The sequence below is a fragment of the Pseudomonas flavocrustae genome, from assembly GCF_029872515.1.
Lineage (GTDB): Bacteria > Pseudomonadota > Gammaproteobacteria > Pseudomonadales > Pseudomonadaceae > Chryseomonas > Chryseomonas aestiva.
In genome coordinates this window covers 250,018-269,193 of the sequence record NZ_JAPDIQ010000003.1, presented here as the reverse complement: position 1 = coordinate 269,193, position 19,176 = coordinate 250,018, and the positions used below count along the sequence as shown (strand labels likewise).

The window sequence follows — 19,176 nt, the reverse complement described above, 5'->3', positions numbered from 1 at the left end:
GGTGGTGGTAGGGCCCGGGGGAGTTGCAGCTCCTCCGGGCTTTTTCGTTTCCGCGCTTTGGCCCGCGCGGTAAGGGGATTCGAGGCCGTTCACGCTGGGCCCGCTGGGTTGGTGAAGACCCAGCAGCGGACCTTGTCCGCGCGGGTGTCCAGGGGGTTGGCGCGCCGCTGTTTCTTGCGGATGCGGCTGGTGACGACCTTGTTGTCCAGGTAGCGGAATTGGCGACTGTCCTTGAGCAGCTCGCGCAGGGTGCTCAGGTCGGCCAGGCGCTGGCGGTGCTCGGCGGCGCGCTCGATGAACTCGTTGAGGTTGATGGCGATGAGACGGTCGTCATCGCTGTGGTTGACGACCGGGTCGCTGCTCATGGATTCGAGGTAGTCGTAGACCTGCCAGAATTCGGTGACTACTGAGTTGTCCGCGCTGATGGCGGCCTGGCGCTCCAGGGCGATGCGGACGATGGTGCGCTGGGTCTGGCGGATCATGTCTTCGGGGATGGCCACCACCAGGGTCAGGCAGTCGAGCTGGGCGAGGACCATGGCGTGGTTCTTCACGATCCGCTCGATGCGCAGGTGGCCAACCAGGTCGCTCTGGCAACTGCTGCAATGACGGGCATCGGCACCGAGGGGCGCGCCGCAGCAGAAGCAGGTGTCGTCCAGGCGGCGGAGCTTGGCTTCGTATTGCGGAAAGCGCTCATGGAAGAGTGCCATGACCTCGGCTTCCTTGCGGGTGGCCAGCAGCAGGAAATGACTGAGGGCGTCGCCGTCCATGCGGCTCAGGGTGTCGGCCGCGGCGCGGCTTTCGTCGGTGAGCACCGGGCGGGTGAAGTGCAGTTTGACGATCCGGGTGAGGATGGCCTCGGAGGCGCTGACCGCGGCGTTCTGGCTGATGGCGATGGTGCCGCGGAAAGGGGGCTCGTAGGTTTCGTTGCCCGCCGTCTTCATGCCGCGGGTGCGCAGGGTGCCACCGCCGAAGAAGTCCTTGAGTTCGTCCCAGTCGAAGCTCTTGGCGTGGGCCTTTTCCGGGTCGTTGCGATCACCTTCGATCAACACGATAGGCATGCCGGCGACCTGGCCCATGGCGCGGCTACGGCCGGCGGTGGATGACTTGGACGGGTCGAACCCTTCGTAGCCGGCCCGGCCGAACAGCTTCCAGAGGAAGGTGAGCAGAGTGGTCTTGCCGGCGCCGGCTTCACCGGTAGCTTCCAGGAAGGGGAAGGACTGATAGCGGGCGCGGATCTGCTCGGCGAACAGCGAGCCGAACCAGAAGGTGAGGGCGGTGAGGCCATTGGCGCCGAAACAGGTCCAGAGCAGGGGCAGCCAGTCCTGGCGGTAGTCGGCGGCCACGTCATTGGGGTGCAGGCCAATGGTCTTCTGCAGGGTCTTGAGGCGCAGCTTGCCGAAGTCGAAATAGTCCTCGTCGTTGACCCGGTGAACCTGGCCGTCGCGTACCGCGAGGTCGCCGAACACGTAGCAGCCGTGCTCGCGGCTGTAGCCAACGTAGTCGATGGTTTCCACCGTCTTCAGGCCGAAGAGCTGGTCCTTCATGATCTTGTCGAGCTGGGTACCGCTGCCGGTGAAGACGGCGCCGGCGGCCATGCTGAGCAGGCGCTTTTTGAATTCGCTGGCGGCGGCGACCTGGGCGCCGGTGAAGGTGTTCTTCACCGCCGGGCCGTCGTGGGGAAACTCGACGCGGAAGTAGTACCAGGATTCGTCGGTGACCTCGTTGCGCTGGAAGTACAGCGCCTGTGGCGCACAGTTGGCGATCTCCACCACGTTGCCGGCCAGGCGCATGGCCCTGTCGCGCTGCTGCTTGCTGGTGAGCTGGCGGTCTTCGTCGCGCTCGGATTCCTCGAGGTGGGCCAGGGCCTTGTTGTACTTGTCGAGGTCGAGCTTGAACCAGTAGAGGCGGCTCTCGAAGGTGAAGTGAAATTCGTGGCGCTCGCGCCATTCGTACATCAGCACCGCCTTCTCCGCGGCGGTGTCGGCCAGCAGCAGAGCGCCGTGGTAGCGGGCTTCCTTGAGGTCGTGCTCGCGGCGTGCGGTGCGCTTGGCCTCGTCCGGCTCGAAGGTCCAGCGCTGGTGCAGGTCGTTCCAGTCGACCTTGCGGCTGCCCGGTTGGGGAATTTGCGCCGCCTCGCAGTTGAAGCCCAGCTCGCGCGCCTGGCGGGCCCAGCGGCGGGTGTAACGGTGGGCACCGGGCTCGTTGTCCAGGGCCCAGACGAGCTTGGGTAGATCGCCCTGGCGGTCGCTGGCCAGCGCCTTGAGCGATTCCTCGGGATAGGCGTTGCTGCTCATGGCCGAGACGGCGGCGATGCCGTGGTGCAGCAGAGCGATGGCGTCGAAGATGCCCTCGACGATCCATAGCTCCTTGACCGTCTGCAGGTCCAGGCTCGGCGGGCACCACCAGACGCCGCGGTAGCTGGCGCCGGGCTGGAAGCGGGCCTTCTGCTTGCCGAAGCGCGCCGGGCGATCGATCAGCCGTTCCCAGTAGCCGCCCTTGGCCAAGTGGAAGCGGACGGTAGCCGAGCCGAGGCCCTGGGCGCGATCCCAGTAGGTCTCCTGGGTGTACCAGCCCTTGATCAGGGCCAGGTCGAAGCCGCGGGCGAACTGCAGGTAGCCGTCCGCGCTGGCGGCCGGGGCGTCGGCGCTGGGCTTGAAGCGCTCGGACCAGTCTTCGAACAGCTCGCTGAACAGCTCCTTGACGTGCCAGCTCTGACCGCACTTGGCCTCGCGGCCGCACTTCACCACCCAGGGGTTGGTGTGATCGGTGAACAGCTCGCGCTTGTGGCAGGCCGGGCATTCGCCCTTGCGCAGGTACTTGGTGCCGCTGATGCGCTGCATGCCAAGGTCCTGCTCGAGGCGCTGGAGCACGTCGGCGCGGAGCTGTTGGTCCATCTGCCGCATGCTCAGAACTCCGCCGGCCGGCCAGTACCGAGTTCGCGGATCAGGCGCAGGTCACCGCAGCCATGGCGCTCGGCATCGGTGGCCAGGACGTTGAGGGCGCGGGCCAGTTCGCGCAGCTCGGCGGGCGTCCAGAAGTCCACCACGCCCAGGGCGCCATCGTTGGAGACGACCAGGGGTTGGCCACCGTTGTGGGAGAGGGTGACGTCGAGTCGGCGGCGCATCAGTTGGCCTCCTGGGCGGCGAGCTGGGCGCGGATCTGCGTGGCGGTCTGGTCGGCGGCGAGCAAAGGCGGATAGCGCCGTAGGATGGCGGTGCGGCGGCTGGTCCAGTCCTCGATGCGGGTGAAGCGGGGCTCCCACTGGTGCTGGCGGATGGTGTGGTCGACACGGCTCTGCAGCCAGTTGGCGTAGCTCTCGGCGAGCTCCGGTGGCAGGTCGATCTGGACGGATAGGGTGCTGGGCATGGTGGTTCTCGCTGCAAGAGGGCGCAGTTCACCCCTACCCACGCAACGGCGGGCATAGGGCGGGTCAGTCAGGGATTAGCGGGTGGTGGATTGGGCGCCGGGGTCTTCGTCGATCAGGGCGTCGAAGATCTCCGCGATCGGAATGCGATAGCGCTGGCCGGTGGCCGGGTTGACCAGGACGGCGGTGTCGCCGGTGCTGGCGTCGATGTCGAGGAAGCGGTGGCCCTTGAGGGCCTCGAGCTGGTCATGGGCGCGTGACACCAAGCGTTCGGCAGTGGGCTGGTGAACGCCCAGGGTCTGGAGGTTTTCCACGGCGCGCTGGAACAGCGCCTGATTCTGGCCGAGGTACTGGCCCTCATGGCGTCGGAGGAAGCCCAGGGCAGCGGCCTGCATGGTTTCGAGGTAGTCGGCGGGGTAGGTGGTCATCACGATGCAAGATCCTCTTTGGCGTGCTGCGGTTGGTGGTCCGGCTCTGCGTCCAGCAGATCCAGTTGGTGCTCGTTCTTGGCCTCGGCCAGGCGTTGGTTGTGTTCGTACACCTGCTGGGCCATGGCTACATAGTCCCGCGTCTGCATGGGCAATGCCGAAGGCTTCGCCCCGGGTAGGCCGCTCTGGGCCGCGCAGTGCGTCAGTTCGTTACGACCCCAATAGCTCTGGCTGCAGGGGACGAAATCGCACTGGTACAGCTCGCGGCGCATGAAGAGGTGCTCGGCCCAGCTGGTGCGGCAGACCAGGGGCGCGCCGCAGGTTTCGCAGATGAAGCGGCTGCGCTTGGCCTTGCGGAAGGGCCTGAACAGGAATTCCATCGTGACTCCCACCGCTTTCGCGGCGTTCTGGCGCTCCGCGCCGACTACTGACCCGCCATCCTGGCGAGCGACTGGGATTCGGGTCTTGCGGCTAGCCTGGTGTTCTTCCGGGCTTGCTGACGTGGAGCGTGACGACCGCATGCATCTCTGCGGCGCTACCGGCCATGTAGTGACGGTGGGCGGCCAGGAGAGTGACTACCTCCTTCTCGTCGATCACGCCGTCTTCCAGCGCCTGGGCAATGAGTTGGTTCAGCCGTCCGCGCCTGACGGCCGTCTCCACGCTGCGAGCGTAGAGATCGACGTTGTCCAGGTCTTCCACCTCAGCCTGGCGGACGAAGAAGCCGCCGTACTGCCCGGCCAGATAGTCCACCAGGTGAGTGGTGCCGGTCTCTTGCTCCAGCAGCCGGATCTGATCGTCGGTCAGTGGCCGGCAGCCAGCGGTCTCATAGGCGTGGTTGTCGAACTTCTTGAGCGGCAGGCCGAGACGGGCGGCGGCGCATTCGCGGCCGCCGGGATAGGCGCAAATCACGGCGCTGACGACCTGGCGGCGGGTTTCTAGGGCAGGACGTTTCATGTTCCAGTTTCTCCCTGGACCGCGCGCCCATAGTGTTGCGCCGCAGTGGGGGCTGGGATCTCACCCTGTTTGATGCCGAGTAGGACTGCCGCGCGGTGAGCCTCACCACGACGGCCTTTCTTGCGACCGTTCAACAAGTCGCTGACCAAATTTTTGTTCAGCGCATGAGTGCGGCTGAACTCGGCGATGGATATGCCCGCTCGATCCAGCTTGGCGCGGGCTTGCTCGGTAGTCAGAGGGGCAGGCATAGTGTCCATATGTGTTCAAACGTGTTCATCAGAAGCTGATTATGCACCCATTAGGGCGCAAGTCAAAGGAAATTGTGTGCAAGCGCGTGCATTAGGCGACAGATTGCGCGAAGAGCGAGATCGGCTGAGCTTGACCCAGGACGAGTTGGGCCAAATCGGTGGCGTGAATCGAAATTCGCAGGGGAAATACGAGAAGGGAGAGCGGAATCCTGATTCTGCCTATCTAGAGGCGATCGCTGCTGCTGGCGTCGATGTGCTCTATGTTCTTACCGGAAAGCGTCAACCTATTGAAGAGACGGCTCTAACGAAAGAAGAGCAGGAAATAGTTGCCTACCTCCGAGGTATGTCCGATTACAACAGAGAGTCTGTTCGCCGAATGGCATTTGCTATGGCTGCGGCAGATGGTGCACTGGATTCTAGAAAGTCTTAGTCCTAGCCTACCTGAACGCTACTACTGATCATGATTAAGGGAATAAACAATGAGCCGTAGGTATTTCAAAAGACTCGCGTCTGTGCCAGTTTCCAAGCTCTTACTGGATGAAGGAAATGCTCGAATTCGTCATGGAGTTGATCAGTCAGACTGCATAAGACGTCTGCTTAAGGATGAAGACACATTCATGACTTTGATGAAGAGCATCGCTAAAGATGGGCTGGGTACTGTTTCTATTCTCGTTTCAACTGCGGGGAATAAATACAAGGCTTGGGATGGAAATAGACGAGTGGCTTGTCTTAAACTATTAAACAAGCCTTCGTTATGTCCTAGTCCTGAATTGAGGCGTCGAATAGAAAAGCTTGGTGAAATATACAAAGACAATATACCAAAGACGGTAGAGTGCCACTGCTGCGATATAGAAGAGGTGTTGGTTAGAGAAGTGTTGAGCAGGCATTCTGGTGCAAGGGGTGGAGCAGGCCAGGTAGTGTGGTCTTCTTATCTAAGAACTCTATTTCTCCTAGAGCATAAGCAATCCTCTCAATACAAGCGGGCTGGTCAATACCTTTATTGGTCTGAAGGCCAAGGTATTGAGGTGGAGGATGAGTTTCCCGTATCTACGTTGGCAAGGTTTTTAAAGCAGAATGCTTTGTTGGGGCTTGGATTTGTTGTTCAGGATGACAAGCTTAAGCTTGTGATTGAACAAGAAAAAGCTAAACACATGGCCTCAAAAGTTATTGCTGATCTAGCAAGCAAGGCTCTAAAGGTGGATGATCTTAGATCAATTAATCAAGGGAATGATTATATTGCTTCAGTACGTTTTTCAGTTGGGCTAACCGAGCCTGCTGAAGTGCCTGCAGGCTTTGATGCTGAAGATTATTCTGTGAATGATGATGGCGGCGATGACAATTATCTGGAGTCAGAAAAGCGCAGTGATGATTGGGGTGAGGACTCTAATAGTGATGAGCCTGTAAATCCCACAGGCACGCAGCAAAACCCTCTAGGTGGGACGGTTGATTCGGCTAAACCTTCTGGCGGCGATAGTCGTATAGGACCACGCTCAGGCCTGCGTCTGAAAGTATTTTCGTTTAAAGGGTCTGGGCTTGTACTGCCCCCGGAAGAAAAGAAAGTTAAAGATATAGTCTTTGAATTGGCAAAGCTGAAGCATTCAGGGAAAGATGGAACGCCAATATCAGTTGCTTTTTTGCTTAGGGCACTTGTGGAGCTAAGTACAAATAATTACTTGGAAAGATATCCTGAGGCTATGCGGAAGGAGGATAGTAGCCTTCGCGCTAGGGTTAAAGCCTGTGCAGAGCATATGTGTATAACGAATGCTATTTCCAAAGAGCGCCTAGGGGCGATAATTAGCAACTGCACTAATGAAGGGGGGCTTATAAATATAACTACCCTTCAAAAGTACTTGCATAATACGGAAAGATTTCCAAGTGGCGAGACGTTGAATGCTCTTTGGGATGAGATTTCAGAGTATGTTATTGCGTGTTGGTAGTTGCTAGCGCTTGATGTATGGGTCTGTAAAGAGAGTTAGTCCGCCGCTAAACATGACTTCAGTGGCCTTTGGCCTCAATATGTGAGTTGAATACTGTAAAGAGAATTCTACGCAATTGGATTCTTGATACAGGTTTCTTATGGGTTCACAATTGTCATAGGTGACAAGCCATGGCGTGTTCATGGCTTGTACTTTCTCTGCAATGTGCTTGTGATCTTCAGGCTTGTAATGGTTACGGTAAAGTTGGCTGCCCTTCTGGTAGTAAGGAGGGTCGAGATATGTAAGGCTGTTATCGTCGCGACCGATGTTCCTTGCTTCTAATAAATCCATTGCGTCTAAATTAAATAGTGAGATTCGGTCTTTCAGTGTTTCGAGTCGTCGAATACGAAGGATGAGATCTTCGATTTTATAGCGGGCGCCGATTTTGTAAGGACCTGTTTGATCTTTCCCGCCAATAACACCGCCTTTTATGATTCCTGATCGATTTGTTCGATTAAGGAAGAAAGTTGCGAAGCCAAGAGCTGTCCAGTCTGCCGTGTCTCCGGAATCAACTATTGATCTTTGGTTGTGCCAAGTTTCCATTGTCACTGGGGTGTTTTGGATCAGGCTAATCAAGCGCTCAGTATCGTTGAGTACTGCTTTCCAAAAAGCATAGATTACGGGATCTGCATCATTGATCACGATTCGATCAATGTAGTTGTTGGAAAGTAGAAAAACAGCTGCTCCAGCGCCTCCAGCGTAAGGCTCAATATATGTGCCGTTTTGTAACCCATTGAGCTTGATCACTTCAGCTAGCCATGCTCCTAGCCTGCCTTTGCCTCCTGGGTATCGGAGGGGGGTGACAAAGGTCTTCGACATGACTGCTCCATATAATGATCACAAAACGAACTGCTTGACGTGAGGCCTAGCCAGTCGCTCAGCATCTGGATGACCGGAAAAGCGGGGGCGGACTATGCCACAAAATATAACTGTATATGTATACAGTACTCGGAAAGCATACAGTTCAGCCAGCTAGCGCACTACCAGCACCTACCTAACACTCAACTGTTTGGTTTCTAGAGGGTTGGCGAACACCATCACAAAATGTACTGTACGAAAAAACAGTATAGCCGGGTTGTTGAAAACATGGAACAGGCCATCCAAACTCATCCCATACCTCCCAGCCAGACATTGCAGCCTAAGGCGTCCTCGTTGGAAAAAGAGCTGGTGCAGGTGTTTCGGCTGCTACCTTGTCACGAGCAGGAGCGGGTGTATCGGTTGGTTAGAGATCTATCCCGGGTTCATGGTCCGATATCGTGGAGATCAAACTGAAGGCTTCGCCGCCTGTAGCTTCTGCCACTCCCGTTCCACCGCCCGCTTCGCTGTTGCCTTCGTCGCGTACAAGTGACGCAGCCGTCGCGGCTTGCTCTGGTCCCCCTCGGTTAGGGTGTGCTCCTTGCCGGTCTTGGGATCGCGGTAGTAGGCGATGATGCCGGTGTAATCGCCCTGGATCTCGTCGACCAGGTCGGCTACTAGGTCTTCCGGCAGCTTAGCTTCCAGCTCCAGGCGCGTGGTGTAGCCGCCGTCTGCCGTGAGGCTGTGCTGCACATTCCCCCCGTACCAGATGATGGCGTCGATCTCGGCCTTCACGCCCTGCAGGGTGTAGGTGAGCTCGGGCATGAGCTCAGGCCGGCCCAGGGCGAGCTGGTAGGTGAGGGTGGCGGTACCGCGCTGCAGGCGGTTCCACTCGGCCCGGGCGGCGCGCAGCGCTGAGAGTTGGTCGGCGTAGGTGTGGCGTAGGTCCTTCACGTTGTCGCCGCCGCCGGCAATGGCCTCCTGCTTCTTGGCGCTGTTGACGTCGTAGTAGAAGGCCCGCACGGCGTCGTAGCTCTCGCGATCGGCCTGCAGGTAGCTGTGCTGGTCGCCGTCCTTGCGGGTGAGGGTGACGTGGCCTAGGTCGGCGCCGCTGACCGCCTTGCCGCCGCCGGCCGGGAGGAACAGCAGCCGGCCCGCCTTCACGGTGGCCACCGCATCGTAGTCTTCACCCAGGCGGGTCAGCAGGTTGGCGTCCGATTCGCCGGTCTGGTCCAGCTGCAGGATCTGCTGCGCCTCGAGGGCGGGCGCGATGAGCGGGGTGAGTCCCTGGCGCGCGGCCAGGACGCGTAGGACGGCGCCCAGGGTAGTGGCGCTGTAGCTCTGGTCCCGCTTGGTCTTGAGGCCTTTGCGTAGGTCGGCGCTGCGGGCGCGGATGCTGAGCACGTCGGGGGCGCCGCTGTGCTCGGTCTCGTCGACGATGTAGCTGCCCTTGTCGATCAGGCCGGTGGTGGACCAGCCCAGCCAGAGGCGGATCTTGGCGCCCCGGGGCGGGATGGCCAGCAGGCCGTCGTGGTCGGACAGCACCAGGCTCAGTTGGTCAGCCTCGAGACCGCGGTTGTCCGTCAGATCCAGGCTGATCAGCCGCGGCGCGATGAGGGCGCTGATGTCCTTGCCGTCGACCAGGATCTGGTAGCGGGCCTGGGCATAGGTGGCGCCCTGCACCAGGTCGCGGCCGAGGGTACGCAGCTGGCCGGTGGCGGTGTCGAGCAGCTCCTGGATCACAGCAGCTTCCTCAGCAGGGTGCCCATGCCGGCCATGCCGGCGCCGAGCAGCTCGCGGCCGGTGTCGTCGTCAACGCGCTTGAGGGCAATGCTGAACTCGATGCGGCGCGGGGTGCCGTCCGAGAAGAACAGTGTCTTGGTCTCGGTGATGCTCTCGATGACCCAGAGGCCGTAGATCCGCCCGCTGCCCTCGATGAGTGGCCAAGCACCGCCGGTACCGGCCATGTAGCGCAGCACGTCCAGGCTGCTGGGCGTGCCGGCGAGCTCCGGGGCGAGCCAGCCCGGCAGGGTGATGCTGTCGTCGCCCTTGCCCAGGAACTGGCGCGCCGGCGCGGCGCCCACGCGGGAGCTGCTGGCGTGGCGGTAGTCGGTCTGCCGCTGCAGCTCCTGGTAGGCGAGGGTGTATAGGCTGAAGATGAAGTTGCCGAGGGCCATCATCATGGTGGTCAGGTCCTATCTCTGAGGCTGCTGCGGCTGCGGGCGGCCTTCTGGTTCTCGATGCGGGCCAGGGCGGCCTGGACCTCGCGGGCGATCGCCTGGCCGTCCATACCGGTACCTGCGTTGATGGTGATGTGGTAAACGTCGCCGCCTGTCGGCGCAGCGGGCGCTGCGGCGGACATCGCGGGGCGGTCGTCGAAGGTGATGCCGTTGGCCAGCGCCGGGGTGGCGGCCGTACCGACGCCCAGGGCGATCGCGCCGGTGCTTGCGATGCGTTTTGCTGTACCGGCGATCTGGGCTAGCGGACTGCCTTCCCCCTTGCCCAGGCCGATGGCCAGGCCCTGCATGGTGAACTCGCCCAGGGCGGCGAAGACGCGGGACGGCGAGTGGATGTCGAGCTTCTCCTTGAAGAAGTTGATCGCGCTCTCGCCGGCGCCCATCACCGCGTTCTTCACCGCGCCCAGGCCGCTGGTAATGCCGTTGACCAGGCCCTGCATCATCATGCCGCCGAGGTCAGTGAATTTGGTGGGAAGCTCGACACCGAAGTAGGTCATCACCGCCGCGAAGGCGCGGTAGAAGAGACCGATCGGGGAGAAGTCCAGGATCAGCTTGGCGATCCCAGCAATACCACCCGTGGCTCCCGTCTTCATCTCCTCCCACAACCCTCTGAACCACGGGCCAATAGTGCTCCAGTTGGTGTAGAGCAGAGCGCCCGCGGTGACCAAACCGAGAATGATGGCGGCGATGGGATTGGCCATTACGGCAGCGCCGAGCAGCCGGAAGCCGGTGGCCACCAAGGGCAGGGCGGTCTTGCCGAGGTTGAACAGCAGGCCGATCAGACTCGGCAAGCGGATGCCGACCTGTGCGAGCATGAAGCGCAGCGCGAGGAAGGGGCCGAGCACGCCGGCAACGCCCAGAGCGACGGTGCCGAAGGCGATCGAGACGGCAGACAGCACCGCGGCCACCTTGACCAGGTTGCCGGCGAGGACCGGATTCTCGCGTGCCCAGGCGCCCGTTTTGCCGGCGAGGTCACCCAGCCAGGTGATGATATCCTTGAGCTGGGGCGCAATGGCGGCGCCGAATTCGGACTGGGCGTTGGTGAAGGCGCCAGTCGCGGCCTCCCAGGTGTTGGAGAGGGTGCCCAGCTGCTCGTTGACGCGCATCTGCAGGTCTGCCTGGGCCTTCATCTTGCCTTGGACTTCCTGATAGCCGGCCAGGCCCTTGGACATCATGGTATTGAGCGCGGTGAGGGTCTCGGAGTCGTCGCCGAAGATCTGTTTCAGCACGCCCAGGCGGGTCTCGGTGTTGAGCCCCTTGAGCTTGTCCAGCTGGGCGTAGAGTTTCTCCATGCCGCCGAATTCGCCCTTGCCGTCGGTAAAGTCCAGCTGGATGCCCTTCTGCTTGATGCCCTTGTTGGCCTTGCCGACCTTTGTGGTGTCCATGCCCATCTGAAAGATCTTGCGCAGGGCGTTGCCGGCGGCGCCGCCCTCCATGCCGGTCTGGTCGAGCTGGATGAGCAAGGGGGCAAGCGCGTTGGCCGCCTCGAGGCCCTCCTTCTTGATGATGTCCAGCGCCGGGCTGATCTTGCTGAAGCCTTCGAGCATGTTGTTGGAGTCGACGCCCAGGTAGAAGCCGCGCTGGATGGTGTCCATCAGCCCCATGAGGTCCTTCTCGCTGGTGCGGGTGGCGTCCTGCATCTTGGCGGCGAACTCAGCGGCCTCGGTGACTGGCATCTTGAGCTGGACGCCTAGGTAGGCAGCAGCCTCGCCCATACCGCCGAGGATGGTCTTGGCGGACATCCCATGGCGTACCAGCATGGTCATCATTTCCTGGAATTCGGCTGTGGTACCGGGCAGGCGATCGCCCAGGCGCGTGGCCAGGTCGGAGATCTCCTTGAATTCCTTGGGGGCGGTGCCGTCGCTCAGCATCAGTGAGGCGCGCAGCTGGGTGGCGGCGTCCTCGGCTGGGGCGAAGGCCTTGATTATGCCCAGCACCGGGCCGCCGATCGCGGCGCCGGTGGCAGCCGAGCTGGCGCCGGCCATGGCGGCGTTGCCGGCGAACTCCTGGCCGCGCTTGAGCTTGTTGCGGACGCTGGCCAGCTTCTCCTGCATACGATTGAGGCGCTCGAGCTTGCCCCGCTGGGTGTCGATCGCGGCATTGGCGCTGGTGAGTTGCGCCTGCAGCCGCGCCTGAGCGCCGCCGAGGTCGCGGGTATCGACGCCACTGGCGCGCATGATTGGCAGCAGGCGCTGCAGCTCGGTGCGCTGGGCGGTGTGTTTGGCCTGCAGCTTGTCGACGGCTGCGGCCGCGTTGGCGAAGGTCTTCTGGAAGGCGGCGGACGGCGCGTCCATGGCCTTGAGCTGCTCGCGGTAGGACCGCAGCTTCTCCTGGCCCTTGGCCAGGGCCTCGGCGCTCTGGCGCACGGCCTCGCGCTGGCGCTGGTAGGCGCTGATGTCTTGCTGCTGCTGGTTGAGCTCCTTGACCCGGTCCCGGGCAGCCTTGAGCGCCCGGGCGGTCGCGTTGCCGCCCCCGGCGATGCGTTTGAGCGGGGCCGTGACCTTGTCCAGGGCGGACAGCAAGACTCGGATCTGGAGGTCATTGGCCATCGGGGGTGACTCGTTTGCGGGCGCGCTCGCGCCAGTCCATCAGTTCGGCCAGGCCCAGGGCATCGAGCTGGGCCGGTTGCCAGTGGAAGGTGATGGCGAGGTCCGCCATCGCATCCTCTACTTGGCGGGGAAGAGCGCCGCCTTGTCGGACTTCTTCAGCAAAAAACCAGCGATCTTTCCGCCGACGTCGACCAGGTCGGCCGGGTCCATAGCGCGTAGCTCGGCCTCGGTGAGAGTGGGGCTGCTGATGCGCGGGGTTACGCGGACGATGGCGTTGACGTCCAGCTGCAGCAGGTCGGACAGGGTGATGCCGCGCAGCTCGCCGGCATTGGGCTTGCGCAGGGTGATCTGCTCGATGGTGGTCTCGCCGCGGACGATGGGTTGGTCGAGGACGACGACGTTGTCGGTGGTATCGGTCATGGGGGTGCTCCAGGGAATGGGCTAGGAATGGCCCGCCGCAGCGGGCTCGGATGGGTTCAGATGCCGAGGGCGGCGCGCTGCTTGGCGAGGCGATCCTCACCTCCGACGTTCTCGATGAAGGCCAGGAGGTCGATCTCGATAAGGGTCTGGCCCTCGACGGTGAGCTTGTAGTAGCTGCAGGTGGTGGTGATCTTGTGCTCGGTATCTTCACCGGCCGTGGCTTCGCCCATCTCGATGGTTTCGTGGCGGCCGCGGACGACAACCTCTACGGCGGTGACGTCGCCGGTGTCGTCCTGCTGGTAGGCGCCGGCGAAGCGCAGGGGCACGGCTGCGGCGCCCACGGCGCCGAATTGCTTTAGGACGGTGAGGTCCAGGCCGCCGAGGGTCCATTCCAGCTGGATACCGTCATCGGACAGGCCTAGGTCGGCCTTCACCGGGCCGTTCATGCCGGCGCCGCGGAAGGCTTCCATCTTGCGGCCGAGGGTCGGCAGGGTGACGGACTTGGCGACGCCCAGGTAGGAGTGGCCGTCGTTGAAAAGCATCATGTTCTTGAGTTTGCGAGGCATGGCCATGGGGGCAGCTCTCCAGTGGGCGCCCATAGGGGCGCCGGGTAATCAGGATCAGGCGTTAACGCGGGTCGCGAAGTCGGCCAGGTAGCGGTCGGTGATGCGCTGGCGCAGGGTCATGTCTTCCAGCGGCGGGACGGGGGTGTAGTCGTAGTCCAGGAAGAGCTTGCCGGCCTTGAGGGTGCTGGCCGCGTTGGCGTCGGCGTCGTACCAGCACTCGCCGCCCAGCAGGTAGCCCTGGCGGGTCAGCTCGCGGAACTTGGCGTTGATGCCCTCGACGATGTCGCGCACCAGGCTCGGGTGCATCGGGCGGTCGACCGCCCAGAAATGCGCCTCGGCCATGGTGTCGGCCAGCACCTGGGCGGTGCGGGTGTAGTTCTCGAAGGTGAAGAGCGCGTCGTCGCTGCAGGTGCGCGAGCCCCAGAAGCGGTAGCCCTCGTGGTTGATCAGCGTGGTGATCTGGTTGCCGTTGAGGTAGTCGCTGTCGGTGGCGGTGTTCTGCAGGTCCCAGAAGACGTCCTTGGACACGCCGGTGACGCCGGCCACGGCGACGTTGGAGAGGGTCTTGTGCCAGCCGGTCTCCTGGTCGATCTGAGCGCGCAGGCCCAGGGCGCGGGCGGTGGCGGCCGCGGTGACGGTCTTGTTGTCGGTGGTGGACCAGGCCAGGAAGTCCGGCCAGTGGACCATCAGCTCGCGAGCGCTGAACTGGGTGCGGTAGGCGACGGCCTCTTCCTTGGTGGCGCAGCCATAGCAGCTGGCGTAGACGAAGGCGCGCAGCTGCTTGGCGATCGGCAGCAGGGCGGTGGTCACGGCCTGGGTGTCGAGCCCGGGAATGCCCAGGATGCGCGGCGTCACGCCGAGCTTGGCCTTGGCCGCGAGCAGGGCCTTCATGCCGGTGTATCGGCCGGCGACGACGCCACCGATCAGGTTGGATTGCAGCTCGGCAGCGCTGGCGCCGTCTGCGACGCGGATCACGACCACGACGGGCTTGGACTGGTCGGCGATCGCCTGCAGAGAGGGGGCGAGGGTGCCCTTGGTACCGGCCTTGCCGACAGCGGCCTGGACGTTGGTCAGCAGGACGGGCGTGTCGAGCGGGAAGGTGGTGGCATCGGCATCGCTGCCGGTGCAAACCATGCCGATGACGGCCGTGGAAACGGTGGAAATGGAGCGGGCGCCCTGATTGATCTCGAGGACACGCACGCCGTGATGGAAGTCAGCCATGAGGGGTTGCCTGCGCAGGTAGGTAGATGACGCTGCACAGGCTGGCGGATCCGCGCGCGGGATGCGCGGTGTAGCTTTTGTAGCGCTAGCTTTTACAAGCTATCGCTGATGCGGCGCTGATCACTTTCGTCGTTTGCCTCAGTCGCTCGTGCTTCCCGTAATGTCTTCAGCAGATCTGAAATCGGTGAGGTAAGTAGAAGAGTTAGCATACGAACCCTACGGCTGGTTTTTAATAGCAGTCGAGGTTCCCTGGTCTCATGGAGTTCAGCTAACTGTCCTATGAATAGGAAGAATGACTTATCGCTAAGGTAATCGTCATCTAGGCTCTCTCTGATGCCAAGCCCTGAGTCTATGAGGCCATTCCAGATCGCTGGCACTAGAATGAGGAGGGCAACAATAGGAACTAGACCAAGAGTGAATGCGAAAAACATGAGTGTTTTGAAAATTGACCATGATTCTGGAAGAGAAGCGAGGGTCTCCTCACGTTGGAGCAAAGTGACTACCAAAGTGACCGCGATACCTGCAATGCCAATCAGATAGCCCGCCAGTACTGCCGAGGAAGGAAGGCGGAAGAAGCCCTTGACCTGGATGCCGCTGGCATTCCTGATTTGGTTCTTCAAGGTCTTCGACCACTCCCACTTTTCTATAAGGTCATCAGCAAGAGATTTAGGGTAAATGGGTCCGCCGAATACAGATCGTAGGCAATTCAATTTTCGTTGGCGCGATCGCTCATACATGATAGGCAGCGAGTGAGTGGGTGACCCAGGGTGTAATGCTCTATCTCGAGCGTACTCTCTCATTATTGCGAGCTGAAAGAAGCCTGGAATAAAAGCTATCTCGGTCAATAGAACCCAAAATGGTAGAAAAGCGTAAGTCGTGCCCCCACTCCAGAATCTTTCTACCGCATAGATTCCAATCGCTGTTACCGAAAGGATAACTTGAGCTAGCAGTAGTTTAAAAATTAGGCTGCTTGCCAAGAGTTGGGATTTAACTTTCAGTCGACTGTTATAGAGCTTGATCCGATGGGTTATCTCGCGCATGAGGCCTCCTTGTCTCGAGCGCGTGACAATAACTCAAATGGTCATGAAAGACCTCATGAAGTAGTGCGAAGTACCCCGTGTGCCCACTGTATGGTTTCGGCGAGCTGGCGCGGGCTGTAGCGTTGCGGCTGCTCCAGGTCTAAAACGTAGGCGCAGAACTCAGAGCAGAACCAGCGCGACCGGCTCTGGATGCCGGCCGGTAGGATCTGGCTGCCAAAAACGCCCAGCCAGTCATAACCCGCCTCGGCTTCCTGCTCGAGCAGCTGCTCGACGTGGGCGGGCCGGATCCAGGGGAGGGGCAGGAAGTCCCAGGCCGCCGGATCCGGCTCGATCACCTTGGCGCGCACGCCGCCGTCCCTGGGCGAGCTGCTGACAAAGCGGCCGTCCGGCAGCACCAGCTCGCAGTGCGAGTAGGGACTGCGCGTCCAGCCTCGGATCAGCCTGTCGCTGAGCTTGCCCGGCGCCTTGTACAGCGCAAGGCGGACCGTCATGCGGTGGCCTTGGGCGGCAGACCCGCCAGCACCCGGGCGGCACGATCGGCCGTCAGCAGAGTCGGCTTTCCAGCGAGGTACTGAATCGCCTCGATAACCGTCGGGTGCGTGAGATCCACGAAGGTCAGCCGGGTGTCGTCGACCATGCTGACCAGGATGCCGACTTGCGAATCGTTCGGCGCAGCGGCGCGAATCGCCGCTTGCTCGGCCAGCGTCAGCAGCAGGAGGAACTCCATCGGCGAGGGCTTGAGGTTGCCGACTTCTTTCGGCGTCTCAGTCGCAACCGAAACCGGTGCGGACCAGGTGCTACCTGTCAGAATCCAGCTGGGCGAAACCTCTGCGGGTACCTCGACGAAATCGGCGGCCAGGATGGGATGGAAACTGTTCTTGGGGTCGGTGCTCACGTCCACCGCGACGTTGTTGATGATTCGCGCGTAATTGCTCATGCGTTACCACTCCACTACAACGAGACCGGCGCTCTGGCCGCACATAGCATTGCCCGCGGCTGCGACTGTCACCACGTAGGTATCGCCAGCCGTCACGTTAAACACACCATGCGCATACCCGCCGCCGCCACAGCCGCAGATGTAGTCTGCGTTACCGCCGGCCAAACCACCGCCAGCACCGCCACCGACGCAACCCGCTATACCCGAATATCCGGAAGTGCCACCACCACCGCCGCCAATTCCGGCCAGCGAGGCGACTGACCATGCCCCCCCCCGACATGCCTGGCCCGCCACCACCAGGGCCAGCGGGCTGTGGCCCCCCCGGTATGCCGCCGCCGCCGGGGAACGTGTCAAAAGGAAACCGCATGACGCCCGTATTGGAAAACGCAGTAGCCGAGCGATTGACATTACCGAGCCAGTCCGGCCCCGCATTGTTGACAGCATTACCGTAGGGGCTGCCTCCGCAGCTGGTGCCGAACAGGCCGCCGGAAAACGCGTAACCACTTCCGCCCGCGCCGCCGCCTACGCCGCCGCCGCCTCCGCACAGGTACGTCTGAGTGCCACCGGCATTGTATGAGGCAGCCGCGCCTCCAATGCCACCCGTGCCAAGCTGACTCCCAGCCCCACCGCCGCCGCCTACAGGGCCACCGATGCCGCCACTGGCTTGGAAATCTCCCCCTATCCCTATGCCGCCCGCTCCCGGCGCAGATTTTGTGCCCGGCGCGCCACCCGTGGCGCTGATCAAGCTACCGAAGGATGACGCGCCGCCCGTGTAGCCTGTCGGCACCGAGTTGTACGTCACCGAGAAGCCTCCGCCGCCGCCGACCACGCGCGCGCGCACTCGGGTTATGCCAGGCGGGACCTGGAACTGGCCTGAGTTCAAGAAGACCTTGAAATTGCCAGTACCGAAGATGCCCAAAAAGCCAGCGGGCATATCGACGCGCTGCGATGTTGCCAGCGTTGCAGTCGTAACTATGCGACCCATTTAAGCGGCCTCCTCGAAACCGTGAGCGCGCGCCGCAGCTGGCGCTGACGCTCTAACAAAGATCTGCTCTCCGGGCGACATCGCGACACCTGTGCGCTCGAGTACTCCACCTGGAGCCAACAAGACATCAAATTCCAGGTAATCGCTTGCAAGGGGCGCAGCAGCGCTCGCGGCCACGATTGCGAGGCGAACCGAGGTATAGCTTGTCCCGGTATTGCACACGCTCACGGTCGCGGTCGTGACCGTCCCGGCGGGAGCTGTGTAGAGAAGGGTGTCGGTATTGGCAGCTAGAACTGCCTTGCCGAGTCGTCCAGATGCCATAGGTTAGGTTCCGCTGGAGTGAAAGAATCGCTTGGCGCGGCTGCCCAGCAGCTGGGCCTTGCCGCGTTCGGCGGTGAGGTATTGGGGGTGAGGATCGGCAGCGGCCGAATGCTCGGCGATGCCAGTGGTGATCTGCTGCCGCGTCCAGGTCTGGGTGGCGGTGATGACACTGGCATCGACGATCAGCGAGACCTGGGCGGCAGCTGCGGTCTGCAGGTAGATCCGCAGCTCGAATTCCTTGGCGCTGCCACTGTCCGGCGCGGGCTTGTCGGAGGCCGGCAGGTTGCCGATCGCGTAGAGGACGCCGGTATCCGTCCAGAGGGCGAGCTCGCGCAGCGTCCAGCCGCCGACCGTGGCGGGGATCAGGGCGCTGGCCAGCACCTGGTCAGGATGGTTTTCGACCCGGGCGAGCGTGCTGAGCTGGCCACGCCACACTTCGCGTTTGAGCCCGGCCTCGGTACCGGAGGGTGCGTAGGCGGTCCCGTTGCCGTCGCCGACAGCCAGGGCCACCAGGACGACGGGCTTGCCTGCGGCTTTGCAGGCGGCCTCGTAGGCCAGGCCCGCTGGCGTGACCAGGGAGTAGTAAGGCTGGGTCATGAGGTGACTCGCGGATAAAGAGAGATGGATTCGCCGACAATGCAGGCGATCGCGAGATAGGTCACGGGTGTGGCCACCAGGCGAATGGCGAGGCGCTCCAGGTGACGCGACACGGGCTTGGCATCGCTGATCAGGCGCTGCAGCTCGGCGAAGCCCTCGTCGGTGAAGCCGGAGGCACTGATGTCGATCACAGCGTCGAAGGTGCCGGGGGTGCCCTGTGGCGTCTTGGCGTGCCACTCGATCAGCTCGAGGCGATAGCCCAACGGAGCGATCGCGCGGCGGATCGCGCCTTGGGTGCCCTTGTGGGCGTGGACGAAGTAGGCCGACTTGATCACCTGGCGCTTGGTGGCCTCGCTCCAGGTGCTGTCCCAGCGGTCAACCGAGCGGGCCCAGGCCAGGTACGGTAGCAGGGCCACAGGTCAGCGATCGGGGTCGGCCAGGTCGCGCAGCGGAATGGGCACGTCGCCGATGCTGGCGAGGGCCTCGGCCGCGAGGCGCTCCAGGCGGGTGCTGTTGGGGGGCAGCAGGGCGGTCATGC

The 19,176-nt window shown here is 62.1% G+C and carries 21 protein-coding genes and 1 pseudogene; 2 read left to right on the top strand and 20 right to left on the bottom strand.

What is annotated here, in order from left to right; genetic code table 11:
* Positions 1-89: 89 nt before the first annotated feature.
* The 7 genes from OMP44_RS09175 to OMP44_RS09145 all read right to left on the bottom strand — a co-directional run bounded on the left by OMP44_RS09175 (position 90) and on the right by OMP44_RS09145 (position 4,994).
* A complete protein-coding gene (locus OMP44_RS09175; RefSeq protein WP_280307466.1) occupies positions 90-2,903 on the bottom strand; it encodes a toprim domain-containing protein in 2,814 nt (937 codons plus the stop codon).
* Positions 2,904-2,905: 2 nt separating this feature from the next.
* The gene (locus tag OMP44_RS09170; RefSeq protein WP_280307464.1) at positions 2,906-3,124 is read right to left on the bottom strand and encodes a hypothetical protein; all 219 of its coding nucleotides are present in this window, start codon (positions 3,122-3,124) and stop codon (positions 2,906-2,908) included.
* The gene (locus tag OMP44_RS09165) at positions 3,124-3,366 is read right to left on the bottom strand and encodes a hypothetical protein (protein WP_280307463.1); all 243 of its coding nucleotides are present in this window, start codon (positions 3,364-3,366) and stop codon (positions 3,124-3,126) included. Before OMP44_RS09165 ends, OMP44_RS09170 begins: the two co-directional genes overlap by 1 nt.
* A gap of 75 nt (positions 3,367-3,441) precedes the next feature.
* Positions 3,442-3,792 carry a hypothetical protein gene (locus OMP44_RS09160; RefSeq protein WP_280307462.1) on the bottom strand — a complete coding sequence of 117 codons (351 nt, stop codon included), beginning with the start codon at positions 3,790-3,792 and terminating at the stop codon, positions 3,442-3,444.
* Positions 3,792-4,172: a hypothetical protein gene (locus OMP44_RS09155; RefSeq protein ID WP_280307460.1), complete on the bottom strand. Its 381-nt coding sequence runs from the start codon at positions 4,170-4,172 to the stop codon at positions 3,792-3,794. Before OMP44_RS09155 ends, OMP44_RS09160 begins: the two co-directional genes overlap by 1 nt.
* Positions 4,173-4,263: 91 nt before the next feature.
* A complete protein-coding gene (locus tag OMP44_RS09150; protein ID WP_280307459.1) occupies positions 4,264-4,746 on the bottom strand; it encodes a YmfL family putative regulatory protein in 483 nt (160 codons plus the stop codon).
* Positions 4,743-4,994: a DNA-binding protein gene (locus OMP44_RS09145; RefSeq protein ID WP_280307458.1), complete on the bottom strand. Its 252-nt coding sequence runs from the start codon at positions 4,992-4,994 to the stop codon at positions 4,743-4,745. The genes OMP44_RS09150 and OMP44_RS09145 overlap by 4 nt, the downstream gene beginning before the upstream one ends.
* A 76-nt stretch (positions 4,995-5,070) precedes the next feature.
* Here OMP44_RS09145 and OMP44_RS09140 point away from each other — a divergent pair, with 76 nt between their 5' ends.
* Together OMP44_RS09140 and OMP44_RS09135 are read left to right on the top strand one after the other, a co-directional pair.
* Positions 5,071-5,424: a helix-turn-helix domain-containing protein gene (locus OMP44_RS09140; RefSeq protein WP_280307456.1), complete on the top strand. Its 354-nt coding sequence runs from the start codon at positions 5,071-5,073 to the stop codon at positions 5,422-5,424.
* 187 nt (positions 5,425-5,611) lie between these two features.
* Positions 5,612-6,931, top strand: coding sequence for a hypothetical protein (locus OMP44_RS09135; protein WP_280307455.1), 1,320 nt, complete (start codon positions 5,612-5,614; stop codon positions 6,929-6,931).
* 3 nt (positions 6,932-6,934) lie between these two features.
* On the opposite strand, the gene OMP44_RS09130 is transcribed toward OMP44_RS09135, so the two are convergent.
* The 13 genes and pseudogenes from OMP44_RS09130 to OMP44_RS09070 form a co-directional block, all read right to left on the bottom strand.
* Complete coding sequence (locus OMP44_RS09130) at positions 6,935-7,789, bottom strand: DNA adenine methylase (protein ID WP_280307453.1); 855 nt, start codon at positions 7,787-7,789, stop codon at positions 6,935-6,937.
* Between the two features lie 444 nt (positions 7,790-8,233).
* Positions 8,234-9,508, bottom strand: a complete 1,275-nt coding sequence (locus OMP44_RS09125) for a phage late control D family protein (protein ID WP_280307452.1) — start codon at positions 9,506-9,508, stop codon at positions 8,234-8,236.
* Positions 9,505-9,948, bottom strand: a complete 444-nt coding sequence (locus OMP44_RS09120; protein WP_027599413.1) for a phage tail protein — start codon at positions 9,946-9,948, stop codon at positions 9,505-9,507. Before OMP44_RS09120 ends, OMP44_RS09125 begins: the two co-directional genes overlap by 4 nt.
* Before the next feature lie 5 nt (positions 9,949-9,953).
* Positions 9,954-12,551, bottom strand: coding sequence for a phage tail tape measure protein (locus OMP44_RS09115; protein ID WP_280307450.1), 2,598 nt, complete (start codon positions 12,549-12,551; stop codon positions 9,954-9,956).
* Complete coding sequence (locus OMP44_RS09110) at positions 12,541-12,660, bottom strand: GpE family phage tail protein (RefSeq protein ID WP_280307449.1); 120 nt, start codon at positions 12,658-12,660, stop codon at positions 12,541-12,543. The genes OMP44_RS09115 and OMP44_RS09110 overlap by 11 nt, the downstream gene beginning before the upstream one ends.
* An 8-nt stretch (positions 12,661-12,668) precedes the next feature.
* Positions 12,669-12,971, bottom strand: coding sequence for a phage tail assembly protein (locus tag OMP44_RS09105; protein WP_280307447.1), 303 nt, complete (start codon positions 12,969-12,971; stop codon positions 12,669-12,671).
* Between the two features lie 56 nt (positions 12,972-13,027).
* Positions 13,028-13,543: a phage major tail tube protein gene (locus OMP44_RS09100; protein WP_280307445.1), complete on the bottom strand. Its 516-nt coding sequence runs from the start codon at positions 13,541-13,543 to the stop codon at positions 13,028-13,030.
* Positions 13,544-13,591: 48 nt separating this feature from the next.
* Positions 13,592-14,758, bottom strand: a complete 1,167-nt coding sequence (locus OMP44_RS09095; protein WP_280307444.1) for a phage tail sheath protein — start codon at positions 14,756-14,758, stop codon at positions 13,592-13,594.
* A 92-nt stretch (positions 14,759-14,850) separates the two neighbouring features.
* Positions 14,851-15,798, bottom strand: coding sequence for a hypothetical protein (locus OMP44_RS09090; RefSeq protein ID WP_280307443.1), 948 nt, complete (start codon positions 15,796-15,798; stop codon positions 14,851-14,853).
* Between the two features lie 53 nt (positions 15,799-15,851).
* Positions 15,852-16,289 (bottom strand): hypothetical protein, encoded by a 438-nt coding sequence (locus OMP44_RS09085; protein ID WP_280307441.1) that lies wholly within the window; start codon positions 16,287-16,289, stop codon positions 15,852-15,854.
* Positions 16,286-16,735 (bottom strand): hypothetical protein, encoded by a 450-nt coding sequence (locus OMP44_RS09080; RefSeq protein ID WP_280307440.1) that lies wholly within the window; start codon positions 16,733-16,735, stop codon positions 16,286-16,288. The genes OMP44_RS09085 and OMP44_RS09080 overlap by 4 nt, the downstream gene beginning before the upstream one ends.
* Positions 16,736-18,044: 1,309 nt before the next feature.
* Positions 18,045-18,638, bottom strand: a complete 594-nt coding sequence (locus OMP44_RS09075) for a phage tail protein (RefSeq protein WP_280307438.1) — start codon at positions 18,636-18,638, stop codon at positions 18,045-18,047.
* A pseudogene (locus tag OMP44_RS09070) lies at positions 18,635-19,174 on the bottom strand (phage tail protein I). Before OMP44_RS09070 ends, OMP44_RS09075 begins: the two are co-directional and overlap by 4 nt.
* Positions 19,175-19,176 lie beyond the last annotated feature (2 nt).